Origin of the sequence: Curtobacterium sp. MCLR17_043, from assembly GCF_003224215.1 — a bacterium.
GTDB lineage: Bacteria > Actinomycetota > Actinomycetes > Actinomycetales > Microbacteriaceae > Curtobacterium > Curtobacterium flaccumfaciens.
The window spans coordinates 1-16,823 of record NZ_QKLH01000012.1; the positions used below are offsets into that span (position 1 = coordinate 1).

The following is a 16,823-nucleotide window of genomic DNA, read 5'->3' on the forward strand; positions in this document are numbered from 1 at the left end:
AGATGTGTATAAGAGACAGATTCCTGGCGTCGAGCGTCCGGGTGGCTCTACCGTCGCGGGATGGCACACCGGAGCGACACCTGGCCCACGCACGAACGCAGCGAGCGACCGTGGCGGAGCACCGTCCGCGGGTGCCGTGACGACCGGCTGGTGACCACCGTGCGGGTGTCGCTGGCCCCGTCCATCGCGAGGGCTCGGTGGACGCCCGACGACGACACCGTCGCGCTGCTCGACCGGAGCGCCACGGCCCTGCGCGCCCTCGACGTCCACCACGGCTCCCGGCTCGCGCCGCTCGGGTCCGTGCTCGGCCGGACCGAAGCCGTGGCGTCGTCGCGGATCGAGGACGAGTCCGCGTCGATCGACGACCTGGCACGGGCCCTCGTCGGCATCCGGGCGAACGCCGGTGCCACCGCGGTCGTCCGGGCCGGCGGCGCCGTCGAGCACCTGGTGTCCGGAGCGGACTCGGGCACCGTCACCGAGGCCTCCCTGCTCGAGGCGCACCGCCTGCTGATGCGCGACGACCCGGTGGACGGACGGTACGCCGGCCGGTACCGCGACGTGCAGAACTGGATCGGCGGCGGTGCCACGCCCCGCGATGCCGTGTACGTGCCACCACCGCCCGAGCTCGTGGCACCGCTGATGGCCGACCTGTTCGCGTTCGTGCACCGTGTGGACCTGCACCCGATCGCCCAGGCCGCGATCGCCCACGCGCAGTTCGAGTCGATCCACCCGTTCACCGACGGCAACGGTCGGATCGGGCGCGCGCTGATCGGTGCCGTGCTCCGGCGTCGCGGGGTGACGACCACGGTCACGGCACCGGTGGCCACCGCGCTCGCGGCGGATCGGCGGCGGTACTTCCGGCACCTCGAGCAGTACCGCGACGGCAAGGTCACCGGGTTCGTGGTCGACCTGGCCCTGGCGATCGGGACGGTCTGTGATGAGGCGACCCTGAGCGCCCTGCTGCTCGCCGAGCACGACGCCGATCGGTCCGCCGGCCCCTGTGCCTCGGGCCCGCACGCGGTCGTCGGCCGTGCGCTCGCCGACGACCCCGTCCTGACCGAAGCGCACCTGGACACCCTGCTCACCACCGACGAGGTCGAGCGCGTCACCCACGACCTGGTGCTGGCGGGAGTGCTCCGTCCGGTCACCGATCGTCTCCGAGACCGGGCGTGGGTCGCACCCGCCGTGGTCGACGAGCTCGAGGCGTTCGAGCAGCGGGTGCAGGCGGCGGTGGGCGGGCGCGAGCGCACGGCGGCCTGACCGGGGGCGCGGGCGAATAGGGTGGGACGGTGAGCAACGAGCACACCGCATCCACCCCGCCCAGCGCCGCCAAGCGGCCCGTGACACGGACCCACCACGGCATCGACTTCGTCGACGACTACGAGTGGCTGCGGGACAAGGAATTCCCCGACACCCTGGCGCACCTCGAAGCCGAGAACGCCCACACCGACGCCGCCACCGCGCACCTCGCGCCGCTGCGCGACCGCATCTTCGCCGAGGTGAAGAGCCGCGTACAGGAGACCGACCTCTCGGTACCGGTCCGCATGGGCGACTGGTGGTACTTCACCCGCACCGCCGAGGGCAGCCAGTACGGCGTGCACTGCCGCGTGCCCGTCGCCGGCCCCGACGACTGGACGCCGCCCGCCGTCGTCGAGGGCGAGTCGACACTCCCCGGCGAGCAGGTGGTCCTCGACGGCAACGCGCTGGCCGACGGCCACGAGTTCTTCTCCCTCGGCACCTACGACATCAGCGACGACGGCACACGCCTGGTCTACGGCATCGACGTCGAGGGCAACGAGCGGTACACCCTGCACGTGCGCGACCTGGCCTCGGGGACCGACCTCGGCGACGCCATCCCGAACACGGGCGCCGGCGCCACGTTCGACCCGGCCGGCCGCTACGTCTTCTACCCCACGGTCGACGAGTCGTGGCGTCCGGACAAGATCTGGCGCCACACGGTCGGCACCGCGGCGTCCGAGGACGTCCTGGTGTTCGAGGAACCCGACGACCGCTACTGGGTCGGCGTCGGTGTCACCCGCTCATCGCAGTACATCGTCATCGAGCTCGGCTCGAAGATCACGTCCGAGGCGCACGTCCTCGACGCCGCGGACCCGACCGGTGAGTTCCAGGTCGTCTGGCCCCGCCGTGAGGGTGTCGAGTACGAGATCGAGCACGCCATCGTCGGCGGCAGCGACCGGTTCCTGGTGCTGCACAACGACGGCGCCGAGAACTTCGAGCTCGTCGACGTCCCCGCCGACGACCCGACGTCCGAGCGTGACCGCCGCGTCGTCGTGGCGCACCACACCGAACGCCGAATCGAGTCGGTCGACGCCTTCGCCGGGCACCTCGCCCTGGAGTACCGGTCCGAGGCGCTCCCCCGCGTCGCGATCATCCCGATCGAGGGCGACGGCTACGGCGACGCGCACGAGGTCCCCTTCGACGAAGCACTGTTCTCGGCGGGGCTCGGCGGCAACCCGGAGTGGGAGCAGCCGACGCTCCGCATCGGGTACACGTCGTTCGTGACCCCCTCCGAGGTCAGCGACCTCGACCTGGCCAGCGGCGAAGTCACCGTCCTGAAGCGCCAGCCAGTGCTCGGCGGCTACGACCCGGCCGACTACGTGCAGGAGCGCGACTGGGCGACCGCGTCGGACGGCACCCGTGTGCCGATCTCGCTCGTCTGGCGTCGGGACGCCGTCGAGGACGGCACCCCGGCACCACTGCACCTCTACGGCTACGGCTCGTACGAGCACTCGATCGACCCCGGCTTCAGCGTCATGCGCCTGTCGATGCTCGACCGCGGTGTCGTCTTCGCCGTCGCGCACGTCCGTGGTGGCGGTGAGCTCGGCCGGCACTGGTACGAGAACGGCAAGACCCTGACGAAGAAGAACACGTTCACCGACTTCGTCGCGGTCGCCGAGCACCTGATCGAGTCCGGCCGGACCAGCGCCGACCGGCTCGTGGCCGAGGGTGGCAGCGCGGGCGGGCTCCTGATGGGTGCGGTCGCCAACCTCGCACCCGAGCGGTTCGCCGGCATCCTGGCCGCCGTGCCGTTCGTCGACGCGCTGACGAGCATCCTCGACCCGGACCTGCCCCTCACCGTCATCGAGTGGGACGAGTGGGGCGACCCGCTGCACGACGCCGAGGTCTACCGCTACATGAGCGAGTACACCCCGTACGAGAACGTCCGCGACGACGTGCAGTACCCGCAGATCCTCGCCGTGACCTCGATCAACGACACCCGCGTGCTGTACGTCGAGCCCGCGAAGTGGACCGCGAAGCTCCGCGAGGTCGGCGCGCCGGTGCTGCTGAAGACCGAGATGTCCGCCGGCCACGGTGGTGTCAGCGGTCGCTACGCGTCGTGGAAGGAGCGGGCGTTCGAACTCGCCTGGCTGCTCGACGTGCTCGGGCTCGCCGACGAGACGCCCGCCGCGGCCACCGCCAACCCGATCGCCGCGGGCTGAGCGACGCCTCGCACTTCGTGAGCAGAAGAGGTCGGGTCCGAACGCGGGACCCGACCTCTTCTGCTCACCAAGCGAACGAAGCGCACCAAGCGCACGCAGCGCGCACCCCGCTCACACGCGGTTGAGCGCGTGCACCGCCTCGTCGTAGGACTCCTCGGCCAGGCGCACCCGGTCCCCCGCGAGCACCCCGTACCCGAAGGTGCCCTCACCCCCGCGCTCCGCGATCGCCGCGTTCGCCCGGAGGATGTCGAGGGCGTGCAGGGACCGCACCCGTTCGGTCAGCACGTCGGCGGCGGTGCCGATCCGCTTCCACAGCGCGTGCGGGAACGCGTCGTCGCCGAGCACGTCCATCGCCATCCGGGCGCGCATCGTCTCCTGCCACGCGGCCTCGGTGGTGGTCCGGTCGGCAGCCTCGCGCTCGGCAGCGGTGTTCGAGGTGTCGTCGGCGACGGCGGCCCGGACGAGCTCGCGCACGCGCGGCTTCACGTCGGCGCCGACGTCCTGCGCGACCTGCTTCGGTGCGCGGAGCGACCACGCCGTCGGAGCCGGTCGCTCGGCCGCGTCGTCGAGGGCGTCGAGCAGTTCGAGGAACGGCACGCCGTGCAGGAACGCGACGACGTCCCGCACCGCCTGGTCGCGACGTTCCCGTGTCGAGGCGAGGATGCGCTCGCGGGTCATCGCGTCGACCAGGTCGTCCTGCGCCGGCGACGACGCCCGCGGCAGCCGGTCGATCAGGTACTCGGCCAGCGCCGCACGCGCGGTGACGCCCGCCAGGCCGTCCGCCGCCTCGGCGGCGCGGTCGACGGCCTCGCCGTCGGGGAACGCCGGGCGGTAGGCGCCCAGGATCGCGGCGATCTCGAGGGTGGTGTCGGCCGCCTGCCGGAGGTCGGCCGTGTCGCCGGAGCGGAGCCGGGCCTCCTGGCCGAGCAGCGCGACGCGCAGCTTGCGGACGCGCTTCGCCAGGATGCGTGCGGTCGTGCCTTTGGCCGGCTTCTCCTCGGTCTGGAGGCGCGGTGCCGGTGCTCCTGCAAGCCCGCGTGCCAGCTTGGACGCGACGGCGGCGGGGCCGGCGCCGACGGCCGCGAAGCGTCCGTCGAGTGCCGCGAACAGCTCGTGGGCGATCTGCGGGTCGACGCCGTCGACGGTCTCGACCTCGACCTCGCGCCAGGTGCGCGGGGTCTCGGGGGCGTCGTCGTCGAGGCGCTGGGCGGTGACCTGGTCGTCGGCGAGCTCGGCGATCTGGTCGCCGTCCTCGTCGAGCAGTCGGGTGACGGTGCGGGTGGTCGTGATCCGGACGACGGGACGCAGCCCGCGGCCACGACGCTCCGTGAAGAGCGCGGCGAGGACCTCGTCGGGCACCGTGTCGGCGTCGTCGGTCAGGGGGAACTGCTGCTCGTGGCGGACCGTGTCCGACTCCGAGCGCTTGATGTGCCAGCCGGCGTCGGGGCCGCCCGTGCGACGGCGGACGGTCACCCGCGCGGCCACCAGGTCGTACCGCTCGGTGTCCCAGTAGGTCGCGTCCAGTTCGAACGGCTCCTGGTGCTCGGTGCGGAGGATGCCGCCCGCGCCGACGAGGTCGGGGAGGGCACCGCCCTCGGCCAGGTCGTAGGTGCGCTCGATCTCGAGGTGCGTGTGGCTCACACGCTCTTGTCTACCAGGCACTGCGGGGTTTCCCCGCACCCGGGGTTAGCCTGCAGGGATGAGCGACACGATCACCCGCGAGCAGTTCACGCCCGAAGCCGGCGGCGTCACGATGTTCACCACCACGTGGTGCGGCTACTGCGCCCGGCTGAAGAACCAGATGTCGAAGGCCGGGGTGCCCTTCACCGAGGTCGACATCGAGCAGACCCCGGGTACCGCCGAGCTCGTCGCCGAGGTCAACGGCGGCAACCAGACCGTGCCGACGCTGGTGTTCCCCGACGGCACGACGGCGACGAACCCGTCCCTGGCCGAGGTGCAGTCCCGCATCTGAGCAGGTCCTCCTCGCAAGACACCGGTGTTCACGCTCCGAACACGCGCATGACGCGGTTCAGAGTGCGAACACCGGTGTTTTGCTGTCCGGGACAGCGCCGGACGCGCCGGCGCTAGCCGCCGAGCGCCTCGGTCAGCAGCGCAGCCATCGCGTCGAGCTGGATGTCACCGGAGTCGACGACCTCTTCGTCCGAACCGTCGAGCGCGCGGGCGGCCAGGGACGCCTTCGAGTCGATGAGCTCGGCGATCTTGGTGTCGATCGTCTGCGCGGCGATGATGCGCCACGCGGTGACGGGCTCTTCCTGCCCGATGCGGTGCACGCGGTCGATCGCCTGGGTCTGCTCGGCGCTCGTCCACGACAGCTCGGCGAGCACGACGTTCGACGACACCTGCAGGTTCAGGCCGACCCCGGCCGCGGTCAGCGAGCAGACGATGACGGCGACGTCGGGGTCGTTCACGAACGAGTCGATCTCGGCCGTGCGCTGCGTCGGGGTCTGGTCGCCGCGGATCGTGGCGGTGCGCAGGCCGCGACGGGCGAACACCTCTTCCGCCTGGTCCATCACGTCGAGGTGCTTCGCGAAGAACACGACCTTGCCGACGTTCGAGGCGAGCTGCGCCGCGTAGTCGGCCGCGAGCTGGGCCTTGGCACGGCCGATGCGGCGGACCATCGAGAACACGTTCTCGCCGGTCGACGAGGCGTCCTGGTCCTCGAGCTCCCAGCGGGCGACCTGGCGGACCAGCTTGTGGTCGATGCCGACGACCGGGTCCTGCCCGGTGCGGGCGTCGAGCGCCTGGTGGTAGCGGCGGACGAGCTTCGCGGTGAGCTCGCGCTCGGCGTCGCGGATGGAGCGACCCTCGTCACCGTCGAGCTCGACGGGGATGTCGGCGATCCGGCGTGCCGGGATGTCCGCGGCGACGTCGACCTTGCGGCGTCGGACGATGCCCTGGTCGATGACGGCACGGCGGGCCTCGACGAAGAACCCGGGGTCGGCCGGCGTCAGGCCGATCTCCTCGAGCTCGTTCATGAGCTTCGCGCGCGGCTTCTTGTCGTCGATCCAGCCGAGGTACTCCCAGATGGTGCGGAAGTCCTCGACCGAGTTGATCAGCGGGGTACCGGTCAGCGCCATGAGCAGCGGCGCGGCGGTGCGCTGGCGGATGCGCTCGGCGATCTGCAGCACGAACCGGGCGCGCTGCGAGTCCCTGTTCTTGATGAAGTGCGCCTCGTCGACGACCATCCCCTTGAACCCGAAGTTGCCGAGCCACCCGGCGTGCCGGTCGAGGATCTCGTAGTTCACGATGACGATGTCGGCGAACCCGTCGAGGTCGTTGCCGTCCCCGTGGATCACCGTGGCGCGGTGGTTCGGCACCCAGCGCTCGGCTTCACGCGCCCAGTTCGTCTTGACGACGTTCGGCACGACGACGAGCAGCGGGAACGCGTTCGCGGCGTCGGCGGCGAGCAGCGACTGTGCCGTCTTGCCGAGGCCGGGCTCGTCGGCGAGCAGGAACGTGCGGTGCCCCTGCGCCGCGGCGGCGACGAGTTCCGCCTGGTGCTTCATGAGCGTGGTGCCCGAGCGCGAGTGCAGCGTCGTGGGCTCCGGCAGCGGCATCGTCGCCGCTCCCCCGCCCGCGCCGTACTCGAACGACTTGAACAGCGGCCCGAACAGCTCCCAGTTCGCCAGGCGACGCGGGTGCGCGACGGGCTGGTCGGCGAGGGCGAAGTCCGGTGGCATGAAGGGGTTCGCCAGCTGGCGCTGCACGACCGCCTGCGGCACGACGGCCCGCACCGGGGTCTCGACGACCGCGGCGGGCTCGGACGCGATGACGAGGTCCTCCGGCTGCAGTTCCATGCCGCCGGCGATCATCATGTCGCGCTTGACCGCACGCGTCGCCTCGGACACCTGGACCTCTTCGGCGAGGAGCTGGATGACGCTGGTGTCGCGCGCCGCCGTCTTCGCGAGGATCGTGGCCACGCCGTCGAGCCGCTTGAGCTGCTCGGCGCGCTGCGCGTCGGTGAGCTCCGTGTCGGCCTTCACTCGCGCGCGCTCTTCGCGCATGAGCAGGGCGACCGCCTGGAACTTCGTCCGGTTCGATGCCTTGAGCGGTCCGCGCTGCGCCGCGGCCTCGACCTCGCGCACAGCGCGGGCGAGGACGGGGATGACGCCGTCGTTGTCCAGCGGCCTGGTGCGACGTGACGCGGTCCGCGTCCCGCCGGCAGCACGCCGGGTGCCTGATCGAGCCAACGCTCCTCCTGTTCCGCCCACACGTCGGGGCGATCCGCCCGTGGGGCGGGAAGTCCTGCACCGGTGCCTGGCGCGGCTCCGGTTCAGCTGCGGGCCACCGTGGCCCACCGCATCGCCGGTCCCCGCATCGGGACGTCCGGTGGACTCCCGCGAGCCGTTCCACACGAGCACCTGCCGGGAGCAGGTTCGGACGGTCCGCGCCGGGATCCGGCGTCGTCACACGCACGTGATGCCCCCTCGGGGCGGTCACGGCCCGGTCCCCGCGTCGATCAAGTGATCGACGGCTGCGTCCGGAATCGACGCGGCACGCGGGAACGCGGTGCGTGCGCGCTCAGTTTACTCCCGGACCACCGACAGAGGCGACCGACGCGTTGCCCGCGCGCGTCGCGACGGCGGACGGGAGGCCCGTGGCGGGCCCGACCCGTGCCTCCAGTCCGTCCTCCGGTCGTGTTCACCCCACCGAAGCGACACGTCTCCGGTTCCCTGCCCCGGTGACCCCGCGAAAGCGACAGGACGCCGCGGATGTTCCGCGCAGAACTGTCGCTTTCGCGACAGCGGCGTCGCGTCTCAGACCTGCGGTGCGGACCGCGGGCGGGTCGAACCACCTGTCGGGAGGCTCGGGGCCGCGTCCGCCAGGGCGGCCTGCGTCGCGGCGAGGAGCTGCTGGGCGGTCTGGATCCCGTTGGCGGAACCGGTGGTCGCCTGGCCGCCGGCGTGGGCGAGCAGCTGGGCGCCGATGGCGGGTCCGATGCGGTCGGCCTCGCGCGGGTTGCGCGCGACCCAGTCGCGGGCGATCGCGTCGGCGAGACGCTCGGCGGCGGCGCCGCGCTCGGCGTCGCCTCGGGACCGGTGCCAGAGCCCGGTGACCACGAGGTGGGCGACGACGGCACCGACGTCACGGACCGGGAAGCCCCAGCCCGCGGTGTCGATGTCGAGCAGGCCGGAGATGCGCCACGGCTCGTCCTCGTCGACGAAGACCTGCTCCAGGTGCAGGTCGCCGTGCACGACCTGCTTGGTCGAGCTCGACCAGCCGATGGAGCGGCGGCCGATGGCGTCGTACAGGCGGTCGATCTCCTCGGCGTCGTGCGGCAGGGCGGCGATGAGCGTGCGACGGTGCCAGTCGGCGTGGTCCATCGCGTCGGCGCGCGCCTGCTGGGTCATCGGGACGGTGGCGACCCGGCCGCTCAGCGCGGCGAGCGACGCCACGAAGCGGGGGTCGTCGGCGATGTCGAGGATGCGGCTGCCGGCGGGCACCCCGCGGATGCGCTCGAGCACGAGCAGGCCGTCGCCACGGCTGGACAGCACACGCGGCACGGGCAGACCGGCCGCGACGAACTGCTCGTGCGACTGCACGATCGGCGCGACCCGGTGCGGGCGGACGATCTTCAGGAACAGGGTGCGCTCGGGGGCGTCCACGCGGACGACCGCGCGCTTGCCGGGCCGGTACGCCGCCACGGTGAGCACCGGGTCGGTGACGGGCATGCCGAGCGTGGTCAGCAGCTCGGCGACGGCGTCGCGGTAGGTGACCTGCGGCAGCACCGGCAGGCCGGGGTCGTTCGGGTACGCCCACACCGACACCGGGTCACCTGTCGCCGGATCGGTGACGATCGCGCTGTTCTGGTCGTGGGTGCCGCCGGTGTCGACGTAGGTCAGGACCGTGGCGCGCTGGCCGTTGCGGTCCACCGTGTCGACCTCGTAGCCGTACAGGTAGCCGTTGCCCGAGGGCTCGACGGAGTGCGCCCGCGCGGCCACCACGGAGGTCCCGGAGCCGGCGAAGGCCTGCGGGATGACGCGCTCATGGTTGGGCCACACGACATCAGTCAACCGTGTCGCGCGGGTTTCGTCGCGTTCGTGCACGGCTCGGCGCGCGGCCGGTGGCTACCGTGGTCGGTGTGAACCCGGTCGCGCGTCTCCGCAGCTCCAGTCGCACGCCGTTCCTGCAGGTCGTGAAGACCGCCGTCGCGGTGGTCGCCGCCGTGCTCCTCTGCCGCCTGGTCGTCCAGGGGCCGTTCCCCACCTTCGCGGCGATCGCTGCACTGCTCGTGGTGCAGCCGAGCATCAACCAGTCGTTCGTGAAGGGGCTCGAGCGGAGCGCGGGCGTGGTGATCGGCGTCGTGCTCGCCACCGGGTTCCACCTGCTGCTCGGCGACGGCGTGTTCGTCGTGCTGCTCGTCATCGTGCTCGCGATCCTCATCGCCTGGGCACTCCGGCTCACCCCGACCTCGGCCACCCAGGTGGGGATCAGCGGGATGCTCGTGCTCACCGCCGGGGTCGTGACGCCGAACTACTCCGCCGACCGGATCCTCGAGACCGTGATCGGTGCGATCGTCGCCCTGGTCGTGAACGCGCTCATCGTGCCGCCCGTGCTGCTCGAACCGGCGCACCTCGCCGTCGCCCGGCTCGCCCGCGACACCGCGGTGGCGTTCGAGCGGATCGCGATCGGCCTGACCGAGGGGTGGGACCGCGAGCGCTGGGACGAGGCGCTCGTCGCGGCCCGCGCACTGCGGCAGCAGCACGCCAAGGCCGAGGCGTCCCTGGGGTCGGCGCGTGAGTCCCTGACGATGAACCCGCGCAGTGGCCGGCACCGGACGATCCTCGACCGCGACGTGGTGACCACCGACCACCTGCGCGTCCTGGTGACCCGGGTCACCGGGATGACCCGGGCGATCCGCGACAACACCGCACCGGACCTGCGTGACGACCCGGTGGTGCACGGCATCGCGACCGAGGTGGCACGGATCGGTGCGGACGTCCGGGCGCTGAGCGCTCGGGTGGAATCGACACGGCTCGACCCGGTGGACGGGGTCGGCGGAGCGGACACCGCTGCCTCCGGGCCGGACGTCGGGCCGTGGGCGGAGGCCTCCGAGCCGTCACTCACCGCGCCGCTCGAGGTGGTCCGGCCGAACTCCCGGCACTGGGTGCTCATCGGGGCACTGCTCGAGGACATCCGACGGGTGCGTGGCGAGCTGCTCGGGGAGGACGACTAGTCAGTCCGCGTCAGCGCGCTGCGCAGGCCGCTCGGTCTGCTTCAGCGCGCTGCGCAGGCCGCTTCCGACGCCGTCCGCACGACGTCCGACCAGATCACCGCGGTCGGCACGACGTCGGTCGCGGTCGCACCCGGGATGCCGGCGTCGGCGTACCGGCTGATCTCCGCGACGACGGCCTCGGTGCCGACCTCGCGTGCAGCACGGCTCGCCACGTCCGGCACCGCCGTCCGCAGTTCCGCGACCACGCGGTCGCGCGGTGCGTCCTCCAGTTGCGCGAGCGCGCCGATGCCCTTCCACGCGGCGTCCAGTTCGGCGCGCAGGCGCACGATGGCCGGGTGGTCGATCGAGTCGTTCATGATCCCCCAGTGCGGGCGGCGCATCGGGTCGCGCTGTCCGCTGCCGGAGCCTAGCAACGAAGCAAGCGGCGCTCACGTCCCTAGAACGTGGGACAGACCGTTCTGCTTTGACCTGTGACGAGATTCAGCGAGTCGGACCCGGAGAACGACCCTCCGCGCCGGTTCGATGCCACGATGGGTCCGAGGAGGTCCACTATGCGGCTGTTGGTGGTCGAGGACGACGACGAGATGCGTGCCCTGATGGAACGCGGACTCGCGGCCGAGGGGTACCGGGTCACGGCCGTCGAGAACGGTGTCGAGGCGCTCATCGCCCTCGGCGAGCAGGCGTTCGACCTTGCGGTCGTGGACGTGATGATGCCCGGCATGTCCGGCTTCGAGCTCGCCCGGCGGATCCGTGAGCGCGAGGACCCCGTGCGGATCCTGCTCGTGACCGCGCGCGACGCCGTCGACGACCGCGTGTTCGGGCTCGACGCGGGCGCGGACGACTACCTCACCAAGCCCTTCGCCTTCGCCGAGCTCACCGCTCGGCTGCGTGCGCTCGGCCGTCGTGAGTCCGCCGGGGCACCCCGCACGATCGAGGTCGGGGACGTCTCCATCGACTCCGAGGCCCGCCGCATCTCGATCAAGGGCCAGCGCGTCGCCGTGAGCCCCACCGAGTTCGCCCTGCTCCGACTGCTCGCCCGGTCCGCCGGCAGTGTCGTCGACCGCCCGAAGATCCTCGAAGAGGTCTGGGACGGTTCGCAGCACGTCGACCCGAACGTGGTCGAGCAGTACATCTCGTACCTCCGCAAGAAGCTCACCGCGCACGAGGCCACCGTCGCCATCGCCACGGTCCGCGGTCGCGGGTACCGCCTGGATCTGCTCGGGGCGTGAGCGGGGCCGACGACGCCCCACGATCGGACCGCCGACGCGGCGGTCCGATCCGGCCGCTGCGTCTGCTGTCGCTGCGTGCCCGGATCACGATCGGGTCGACGGCGATCGCCGCGATCGTCATCCTGCTGCTCGTCCTGGTGATGCGCTTCCAGGTGGTGAGCGTCGTCGCGAGTGCGACCCGCACCCTGCTCGACGCCGATGCCGACCCGTACGTCGCCACGCTCGAGGTCGACAGCGACCCCGACCTCTCGCCGCCGGGCAACGCGCAGCTCGTCGCCGTCGTGTCCCCGTCCGGCGAGATCGTGCTGTCGACGATGCCCGATCGTGTCGAGCAGGCGCTCGGCAGTCTGCGGTCCACCCCCGCTGGCACCTCGATCATCACGGCATCCGGCTCGGAGTACCGCGTCGTGGTGGAGCACCCCGTCAACGAGGCCGGCCGCTGGACCGTCGTCGCCGCCCGCAACTCGCAGGCCGAGGCCATCGTCGTCGACGACCTCACGACGACGCTGTCGCTGACCGGCCTGGCCATCCTGCTCGCCTTCGGCGTGGCGTCCTGGGTGCTCGCGACCACCGCGCTGCGCCCGGTGAACCGGATGCGCCGCGAGGCCGAACGGCTCTCCGTCGCCCCGGAGCGTGCCGAACTGCCGGTGGGCCCGGCCCAGGACGAGCTGGCGTCCCTGGCGACCACGCTCAACGCCTTCCTCGCCCGGACCCGGCAGGCGACCGAGCGCGAACGCCAGATGGTGTCGGACGCCAGCCACGAGCTCCGGACGCCCCTGGCGATCCTGACGACCCAGCTCGACCTCGCCTCGCTCGACGGCAACGACGCCGCCGCCCTCGCCGCCCACATCGAACGCGCCAAGCACAGCGTCGCGCGGTTGTCACGGCTGGCGAACGACCTGCTCGCCCTGTCGCGGATCGAGGAGTCGGAGCGCCGTGAACAGGACGGCGACCGGCGCCCCGAGACCGCCTGGTCGGACCTCGGCGACGAGGTGATGGCCGCGGTCGACCGCGTCCGGCTCATCGCGTCGGCGAAGGACATCACCGTCGACTTCGATCTCGAGCCGCCCGTCGCCGTCGGCGGTTCCGGCCCGGGCATCGGCGGCGGCACCGTCGAACCGCGGTACCGGATCGACACCGGCGGGATGGCCCAGCTCGTCACGAACATCGCGGGCAACGCCGTGGCCGCACTCCCCCGCGGCGGCGGCATCTTCGTGTCCTGGCGGAGCACCGGCGGCGAGGGCGTGCTGCAGATCACCGACGACGGCCCCGGCGTGCCCGAGTCCTTCATCCCGGTGGCGTTCGACCGCTTCACCCGTCCGGACGAGGCCCGGACGTCCCGCCCGAACCCGGACCCGTCCACCGGTGCCGGCGCCCTGCCCGGCGGCTCGGGGCTGGGACTCGCGATCGTGCGTGCGGTGGCGGAACGGGCAGGAGGCACGGCGTCGCTCCGCAACGTGCCCGCCGGTGGGCTCGAGGTCACGATCCGCTTGCCCGAGGTGCGCTGAGCACGACCGCTCACTGGAAGTCCCGCGAGCGGGTGCGGACGGACAGCGACAGGTGCTCGATGCGGTCCGCCACCAGGTTGACGACCCCGTCGGGCGAGCGCTCGAGGATGCCCCGGACGATCACCGCCGGGGACTCCCGCGCCACCCGGCGGAAGCGCCCCCAGACCCCGACGCTGCAGATGACGTTGACCAGCCCGGTCTCGTCCTCGACGTTCAGGAACGTGATGCCGGAGGCCGTCGCCGGACGCTGCCGGTGCGTCACGATCCCGCCGACCTCGACCCGTCGTCCGGTCTCGGCGGTCGCGGTGTCCTGCACGCTGAGCACCCGGCGGGCTGCGAGCCGGTCGCGCACGTGCCGGACGGGGTGGTCGTCGGTCGTCATGCCCGTCGACCACATGTCGGCGATGAGCACGTCCCCGCTCGTCATCTGCCCGAACAGCGGCGGCTGCACGAACACCTGCGTGTCCGGCAACTGGTCCGGACGCTCGGCGGCCGCCTGGGCAGCCGACCACATCGCACCGCGGCGGTCGATGTCGAACGGGGCGAAGGCGTCGGCGGCGGCGAGGGCCTCGAGCTGCGGCGCGGTGAGCCCGACCCGGCGGGCCAGGTCCGACATGTCGCGGAAGGGGCCGTTCGCGTCCCGCTCCGCGACGATCTTCTCGGCGCTCTTCCGGCTGAGCGACGCGACCTCGGCGAGCCCGAGCCGCACGGCGAAGGCACCGTCGCGTCGGTGGCTCGCGGTGTCGTCGGGGAGCGCCTTGTCGAAGGGCAGCACCGGTGGCTGCTCGGTGGCCAGGCACGCGTCGTCACCGGCAGGGGCGTCCCCGTCCGGCAGCGGTTCGAGCGTGGCGTCGACCCCGGACCGCAGGATGTCCGGTCGCAGTACGCGGACGCCGTGCCGCCGGGCGTCGGCGACCAGGGTCTGCGGTGAGTAGAACCCCATCGGCTGCGCCCGGAGCAGTGCCGCCAGGAACGCCCCCGGGTAGTGCAGCCGCATCCACGCACTCGCGTAGACGATGAGGGCGAAGCTGATCGAGTGGCTCTCCGCGAAGCCGAAGTTCGCGAACGCCTGGATCTTCGCGTAGATCGCGTCGGCGTCCGCACCGTGGATGCCGTTGTCCGCCATCCCCGTGTAGAGCTTGTCGCGCAGCCGGTCGATCTTCTCGTGCCCGCGCTTCGAGCCCATCGCCCGTCGCAGCAGGTCGGCGTCGTCACCGGAGCAGTTGCCGACCGCGATCGCCATCTGCATCAGCTGTTCCTGGAACAACGGGACCCCGAGGGTGCGTTCGAGCACGGGTTCGAGCGCCGGGTGCATGTAGGTGATCGGTTCCTCGCCCGTGCGCCGGCGGATGTACGGGTGCACCGCGCCGCCCTGGATCGGACCGGGTCGGACGAGTGCGACCTCGATCACCAGGTCGTAGAACCGCCGCGGGAGCAGTCGGGGCAGGGTGCCCATCTGCGCACGGGACTCCACCTGGAACACCCCGATCGTGTCCGCGCGGCAGAGCTGGTCGTAGACCCCCTGTTCCTCCTTCGGGATGGAGTGCATCTCCCAGCGCTCCCCGCAGCGCTCTGCCGCCAGGTCGAACGAGTACTGCAGCGCCGCGAGCATGCCGAGCCCGAGCATGTCGAACTTCACGAGCCCCATGTAGGCGCAGTCGTCCTTGTCCCACTGCAGCACGGTGCGGCCGTCCATCCGGGCGTGCTCGATCGGCACGACCTCGCCCACCGGGCGGTCGGTCAGCACCATGCCGCCGGAGTGGATGCCGAGGTGCCGCGGGAACCCGAGGACGTCGCTCGCGAGCCCGACGACCGCCGGCGGGATGTCGTGGTCCTGGCTCTCGGTCACCGACCCCCACCGCTCGACCTGCTTCGACCAGGCGTCCTGCTGCCCGGGGCTGTGGCCGAGCGCCTTCGCCATGTCGCGCACCGCGCCCTTGGGCCGGTAGGTGATGACGTTCGCGACCTGGGCGGCGTTGTGCCGGCCGTACTTGGCGTACACGTACTGGATCACCTCTTCGCGGCGGTCCGAGTCGAAGTCGACGTCGATGTCGGGTTCCTCGTCGCGCATCGCCGACAGGAACCGCTCGAACGGCAGCCCGTACCGGATCGAGTCCACCGCGGTGATCTCGAGCAGGTAGCAGACCGCCGAGTTCGCCGCCGAGCCCCGCCCCTGGCAGAGGATGCCCCGACCGCGGGCGTACTGCACCATGTCGCGCACGATCAGGAAGTACCCCGGGAAGTTCTTCTCCTCGATCACGGACAGCTCACGCTCGATGCGCTCCCGCTTGCGAGGGTCGACGCCGTCGGCGCTGCCTGGGTAGAACCGCCGGGCACCCGTCCACGTGAGCTCGCGGAGCCACGACATCGCGGTGTGTCCGTCCGGGACGTCGAGGTCGGGCAACCCTGGCTGCACGGTCTTCAGCCGGAACCCGAGCTCGTCGGCGAGCTCCACGGTCCGCTCGATCGCGCCGGGGTAGCGCCCGAACCGTCTGGCCATCTCGGCGCCGGAGCGCAGGTGGGCGGTGTCGGCGGCCGGTAGCCAGCCGTCGATCTCGTCGAGGCTGCGGCGGGCGCGCACCGCCGCGAGTGCGGTCGCCACCGGGAACCGGTCGGGGGTGGCGTAGTGCACGTTGCCGGTGGCGACCAGGGGCAGCGCGTGCTTCGCGGCGAGGGTGGCCAGGGCGTCGTTGCGGGCGCTGTCGAGCGGGTCGCCGTGGTCGAGCAGCTCCACGACGACGTTGCGGCTGCCGAACCGGTCGAGCAGCACCCGGAGCGCCGTCTCGGCGGCGGACTCGCCACCCTGCTCGAGGGCCTGCCGCACGGAACCCTTCCGGCAGCCGGTGAGGACCCGCCAGTGCCCGTCGGCCCGCGCGGCGAGGTCGTCGAGGTCGTACTGCGGGCTGCCCTTCTCGGACCCGGCGGCCAGGTGTGCGCTCGTCACCGCGCCGGCGAGCCGGTGGTAGCCGTCCTGGCCGTCGGCGAGCAGGAGCAGGTGCGAGCCCTCGGGGTCGGGCACACCGTTCTGCGGTTCGGTCAGCCCCAGGGACAGCTCGGTGCCGAAGACGGTGCCGACCTGCGGGTACGACTCGGCGACCTCGGCCATCCGGGCGGCCCCGTAGAAGCCGTCGTGGTCGGTGAGCGCGAGGGCGTGCAGTCGGAGCCGAGCGGCTTCTTCGAACAGGTGCTCGGGCTGGCTGGCGCCGTCGAGGAAGCTGAAGGCCGAGTGCGCGTGCAGTTCGGCGTACGGCACCACGGGCCCGCCGTCGGTGTCGAGCGGCGACGGGACGTACGGCTCGCGCTTCCGCGACCACGCCGGGCTGTCGCCGCCGTCGCCGTCGTGCGCCGTGCCCGGGCTCCGCTTGTCGGACAGCGCGCGCTCGAACTGCGACCACGGGATGGGTGGGTTGCTGTAGCCCATCAGGTC

The 16,823-nt window shown here is 72.2% G+C and carries 11 protein-coding genes; 6 read left to right on the forward strand and 5 right to left on the reverse strand.

The window, feature by feature from the left end; all coding sequences use genetic code 11:
* The first annotated feature begins 60 nt into the window (after positions 1 to 60).
* Together DEJ03_RS12360 and DEJ03_RS12365 are read left to right on the forward strand one after the other, a co-directional pair.
* Positions 61 to 1,260, forward strand: a complete 1,200-nt coding sequence (locus DEJ03_RS12360; protein WP_110864833.1) for a Fic family protein — start codon at positions 61 to 63, stop codon at positions 1,258 to 1,260.
* Positions 1,261 to 1,289: 29 nt separating this feature from the next.
* Positions 1,290 to 3,461 (forward strand): S9 family peptidase, encoded by a 2,172-nt coding sequence (locus DEJ03_RS12365; RefSeq protein ID WP_110864834.1) that lies wholly within the window; start codon positions 1,290 to 1,292, stop codon positions 3,459 to 3,461.
* A gap of 111 nt (positions 3,462 to 3,572) precedes the next feature.
* Here the strand turns inward: DEJ03_RS12365 and DEJ03_RS12370 are convergent, their stop codons facing one another.
* A complete protein-coding gene (locus DEJ03_RS12370; RefSeq protein WP_181422701.1) occupies positions 3,573 to 5,102 on the reverse strand; it encodes a CYTH domain-containing protein in 1,530 nt (509 codons plus the stop codon).
* Positions 5,103 to 5,160: 58 nt separating this feature from the next.
* Between DEJ03_RS12370 and DEJ03_RS12375 the strand changes: the two genes are divergently transcribed.
* Complete coding sequence (locus DEJ03_RS12375; protein ID WP_027464730.1) at positions 5,161 to 5,433, forward strand: mycoredoxin; 273 nt, start codon at positions 5,161 to 5,163, stop codon at positions 5,431 to 5,433.
* A 112-nt stretch (positions 5,434 to 5,545) separates the two neighbouring features.
* On the opposite strand, the gene DEJ03_RS12380 is transcribed toward DEJ03_RS12375, so the two are convergent.
* Entirely contained in the window at positions 5,546 to 7,672 is a 2,127-nt protein-coding gene (locus DEJ03_RS12380) for a DEAD/DEAH box helicase (protein WP_181422702.1), read from the reverse strand.
* A 567-nt stretch (positions 7,673 to 8,239) separates the two neighbouring features.
* Positions 8,240 to 9,484: an aminoglycoside phosphotransferase family protein gene (locus tag DEJ03_RS12385; protein WP_110864837.1), complete on the reverse strand. Its 1,245-nt coding sequence runs from the start codon at positions 9,482 to 9,484 to the stop codon at positions 8,240 to 8,242.
* Between the two features lie 80 nt (positions 9,485 to 9,564).
* On the opposite strand from DEJ03_RS12385, the gene DEJ03_RS12390 reads away from it, so the two are divergent.
* Positions 9,565 to 10,659: an aromatic acid exporter family protein gene (locus tag DEJ03_RS12390; RefSeq protein ID WP_110864910.1), complete on the forward strand. Its 1,095-nt coding sequence runs from the start codon at positions 9,565 to 9,567 to the stop codon at positions 10,657 to 10,659.
* Positions 10,660 to 10,700: 41 nt separating this feature from the next.
* On the opposite strand, the gene DEJ03_RS12395 is transcribed toward DEJ03_RS12390, so the two are convergent.
* Positions 10,701 to 11,039 (reverse strand): hypothetical protein, encoded by a 339-nt coding sequence (locus tag DEJ03_RS12395; protein WP_027464726.1) that lies wholly within the window; start codon positions 11,037 to 11,039, stop codon positions 10,701 to 10,703.
* 171 nt (positions 11,040 to 11,210) lie between these two features.
* On the opposite strand from DEJ03_RS12395, the gene DEJ03_RS12400 reads away from it, so the two are divergent.
* Both DEJ03_RS12400 and DEJ03_RS12405 read left to right on the forward strand, forming a co-directional pair.
* Complete coding sequence (locus tag DEJ03_RS12400) at positions 11,211 to 11,888, forward strand: response regulator transcription factor (protein WP_017885962.1); 678 nt, start codon at positions 11,211 to 11,213, stop codon at positions 11,886 to 11,888.
* Entirely contained in the window at positions 11,885 to 13,396 is a 1,512-nt protein-coding gene (locus DEJ03_RS12405; RefSeq protein ID WP_110864839.1) for a cell wall metabolism sensor histidine kinase WalK, read from the forward strand. The genes DEJ03_RS12400 and DEJ03_RS12405 overlap by 4 nt, the downstream gene beginning before the upstream one ends.
* A 10-nt stretch (positions 13,397 to 13,406) precedes the next feature.
* On the opposite strand, the gene DEJ03_RS12410 is transcribed toward DEJ03_RS12405, so the two are convergent.
* A complete protein-coding gene (locus tag DEJ03_RS12410; protein ID WP_110864840.1) occupies positions 13,407 to 16,817 on the reverse strand; it encodes an error-prone DNA polymerase in 3,411 nt (1,136 codons plus the stop codon).
* Positions 16,818 to 16,823: the final 6 nt, after the last annotated feature.

Bases quoted from the DNA above. Each gene is read 5' to 3' on its own strand.
- DEJ03_RS12360 (WP_110864833.1), top strand. From the start codon at position 61: ATGGCACACCGGAGCGACACCTGGCCCACGCACGAACGCAGCGAGCGA.
- DEJ03_RS12395 (WP_027464726.1), bottom strand. From the start codon at position 11,039: ATGCGCCGCCCGCACTGGGGGATCATGAACGACTCGATCGACCACCCG.
- DEJ03_RS12375 (WP_027464730.1), top strand. From the start codon at position 5,161: ATGAGCGACACGATCACCCGCGAGCAGTTCACGCCCGAAGCCGGCGGC.
- DEJ03_RS12410 (WP_110864840.1), bottom strand. From the start codon at position 16,817: ATGGGCTACAGCAACCCACCCATCCCGTGGTCGCAGTTCGAGCGCGCG.
- DEJ03_RS12400 (WP_017885962.1), top strand. From the start codon at position 11,211: ATGCGGCTGTTGGTGGTCGAGGACGACGACGAGATGCGTGCCCTGATG.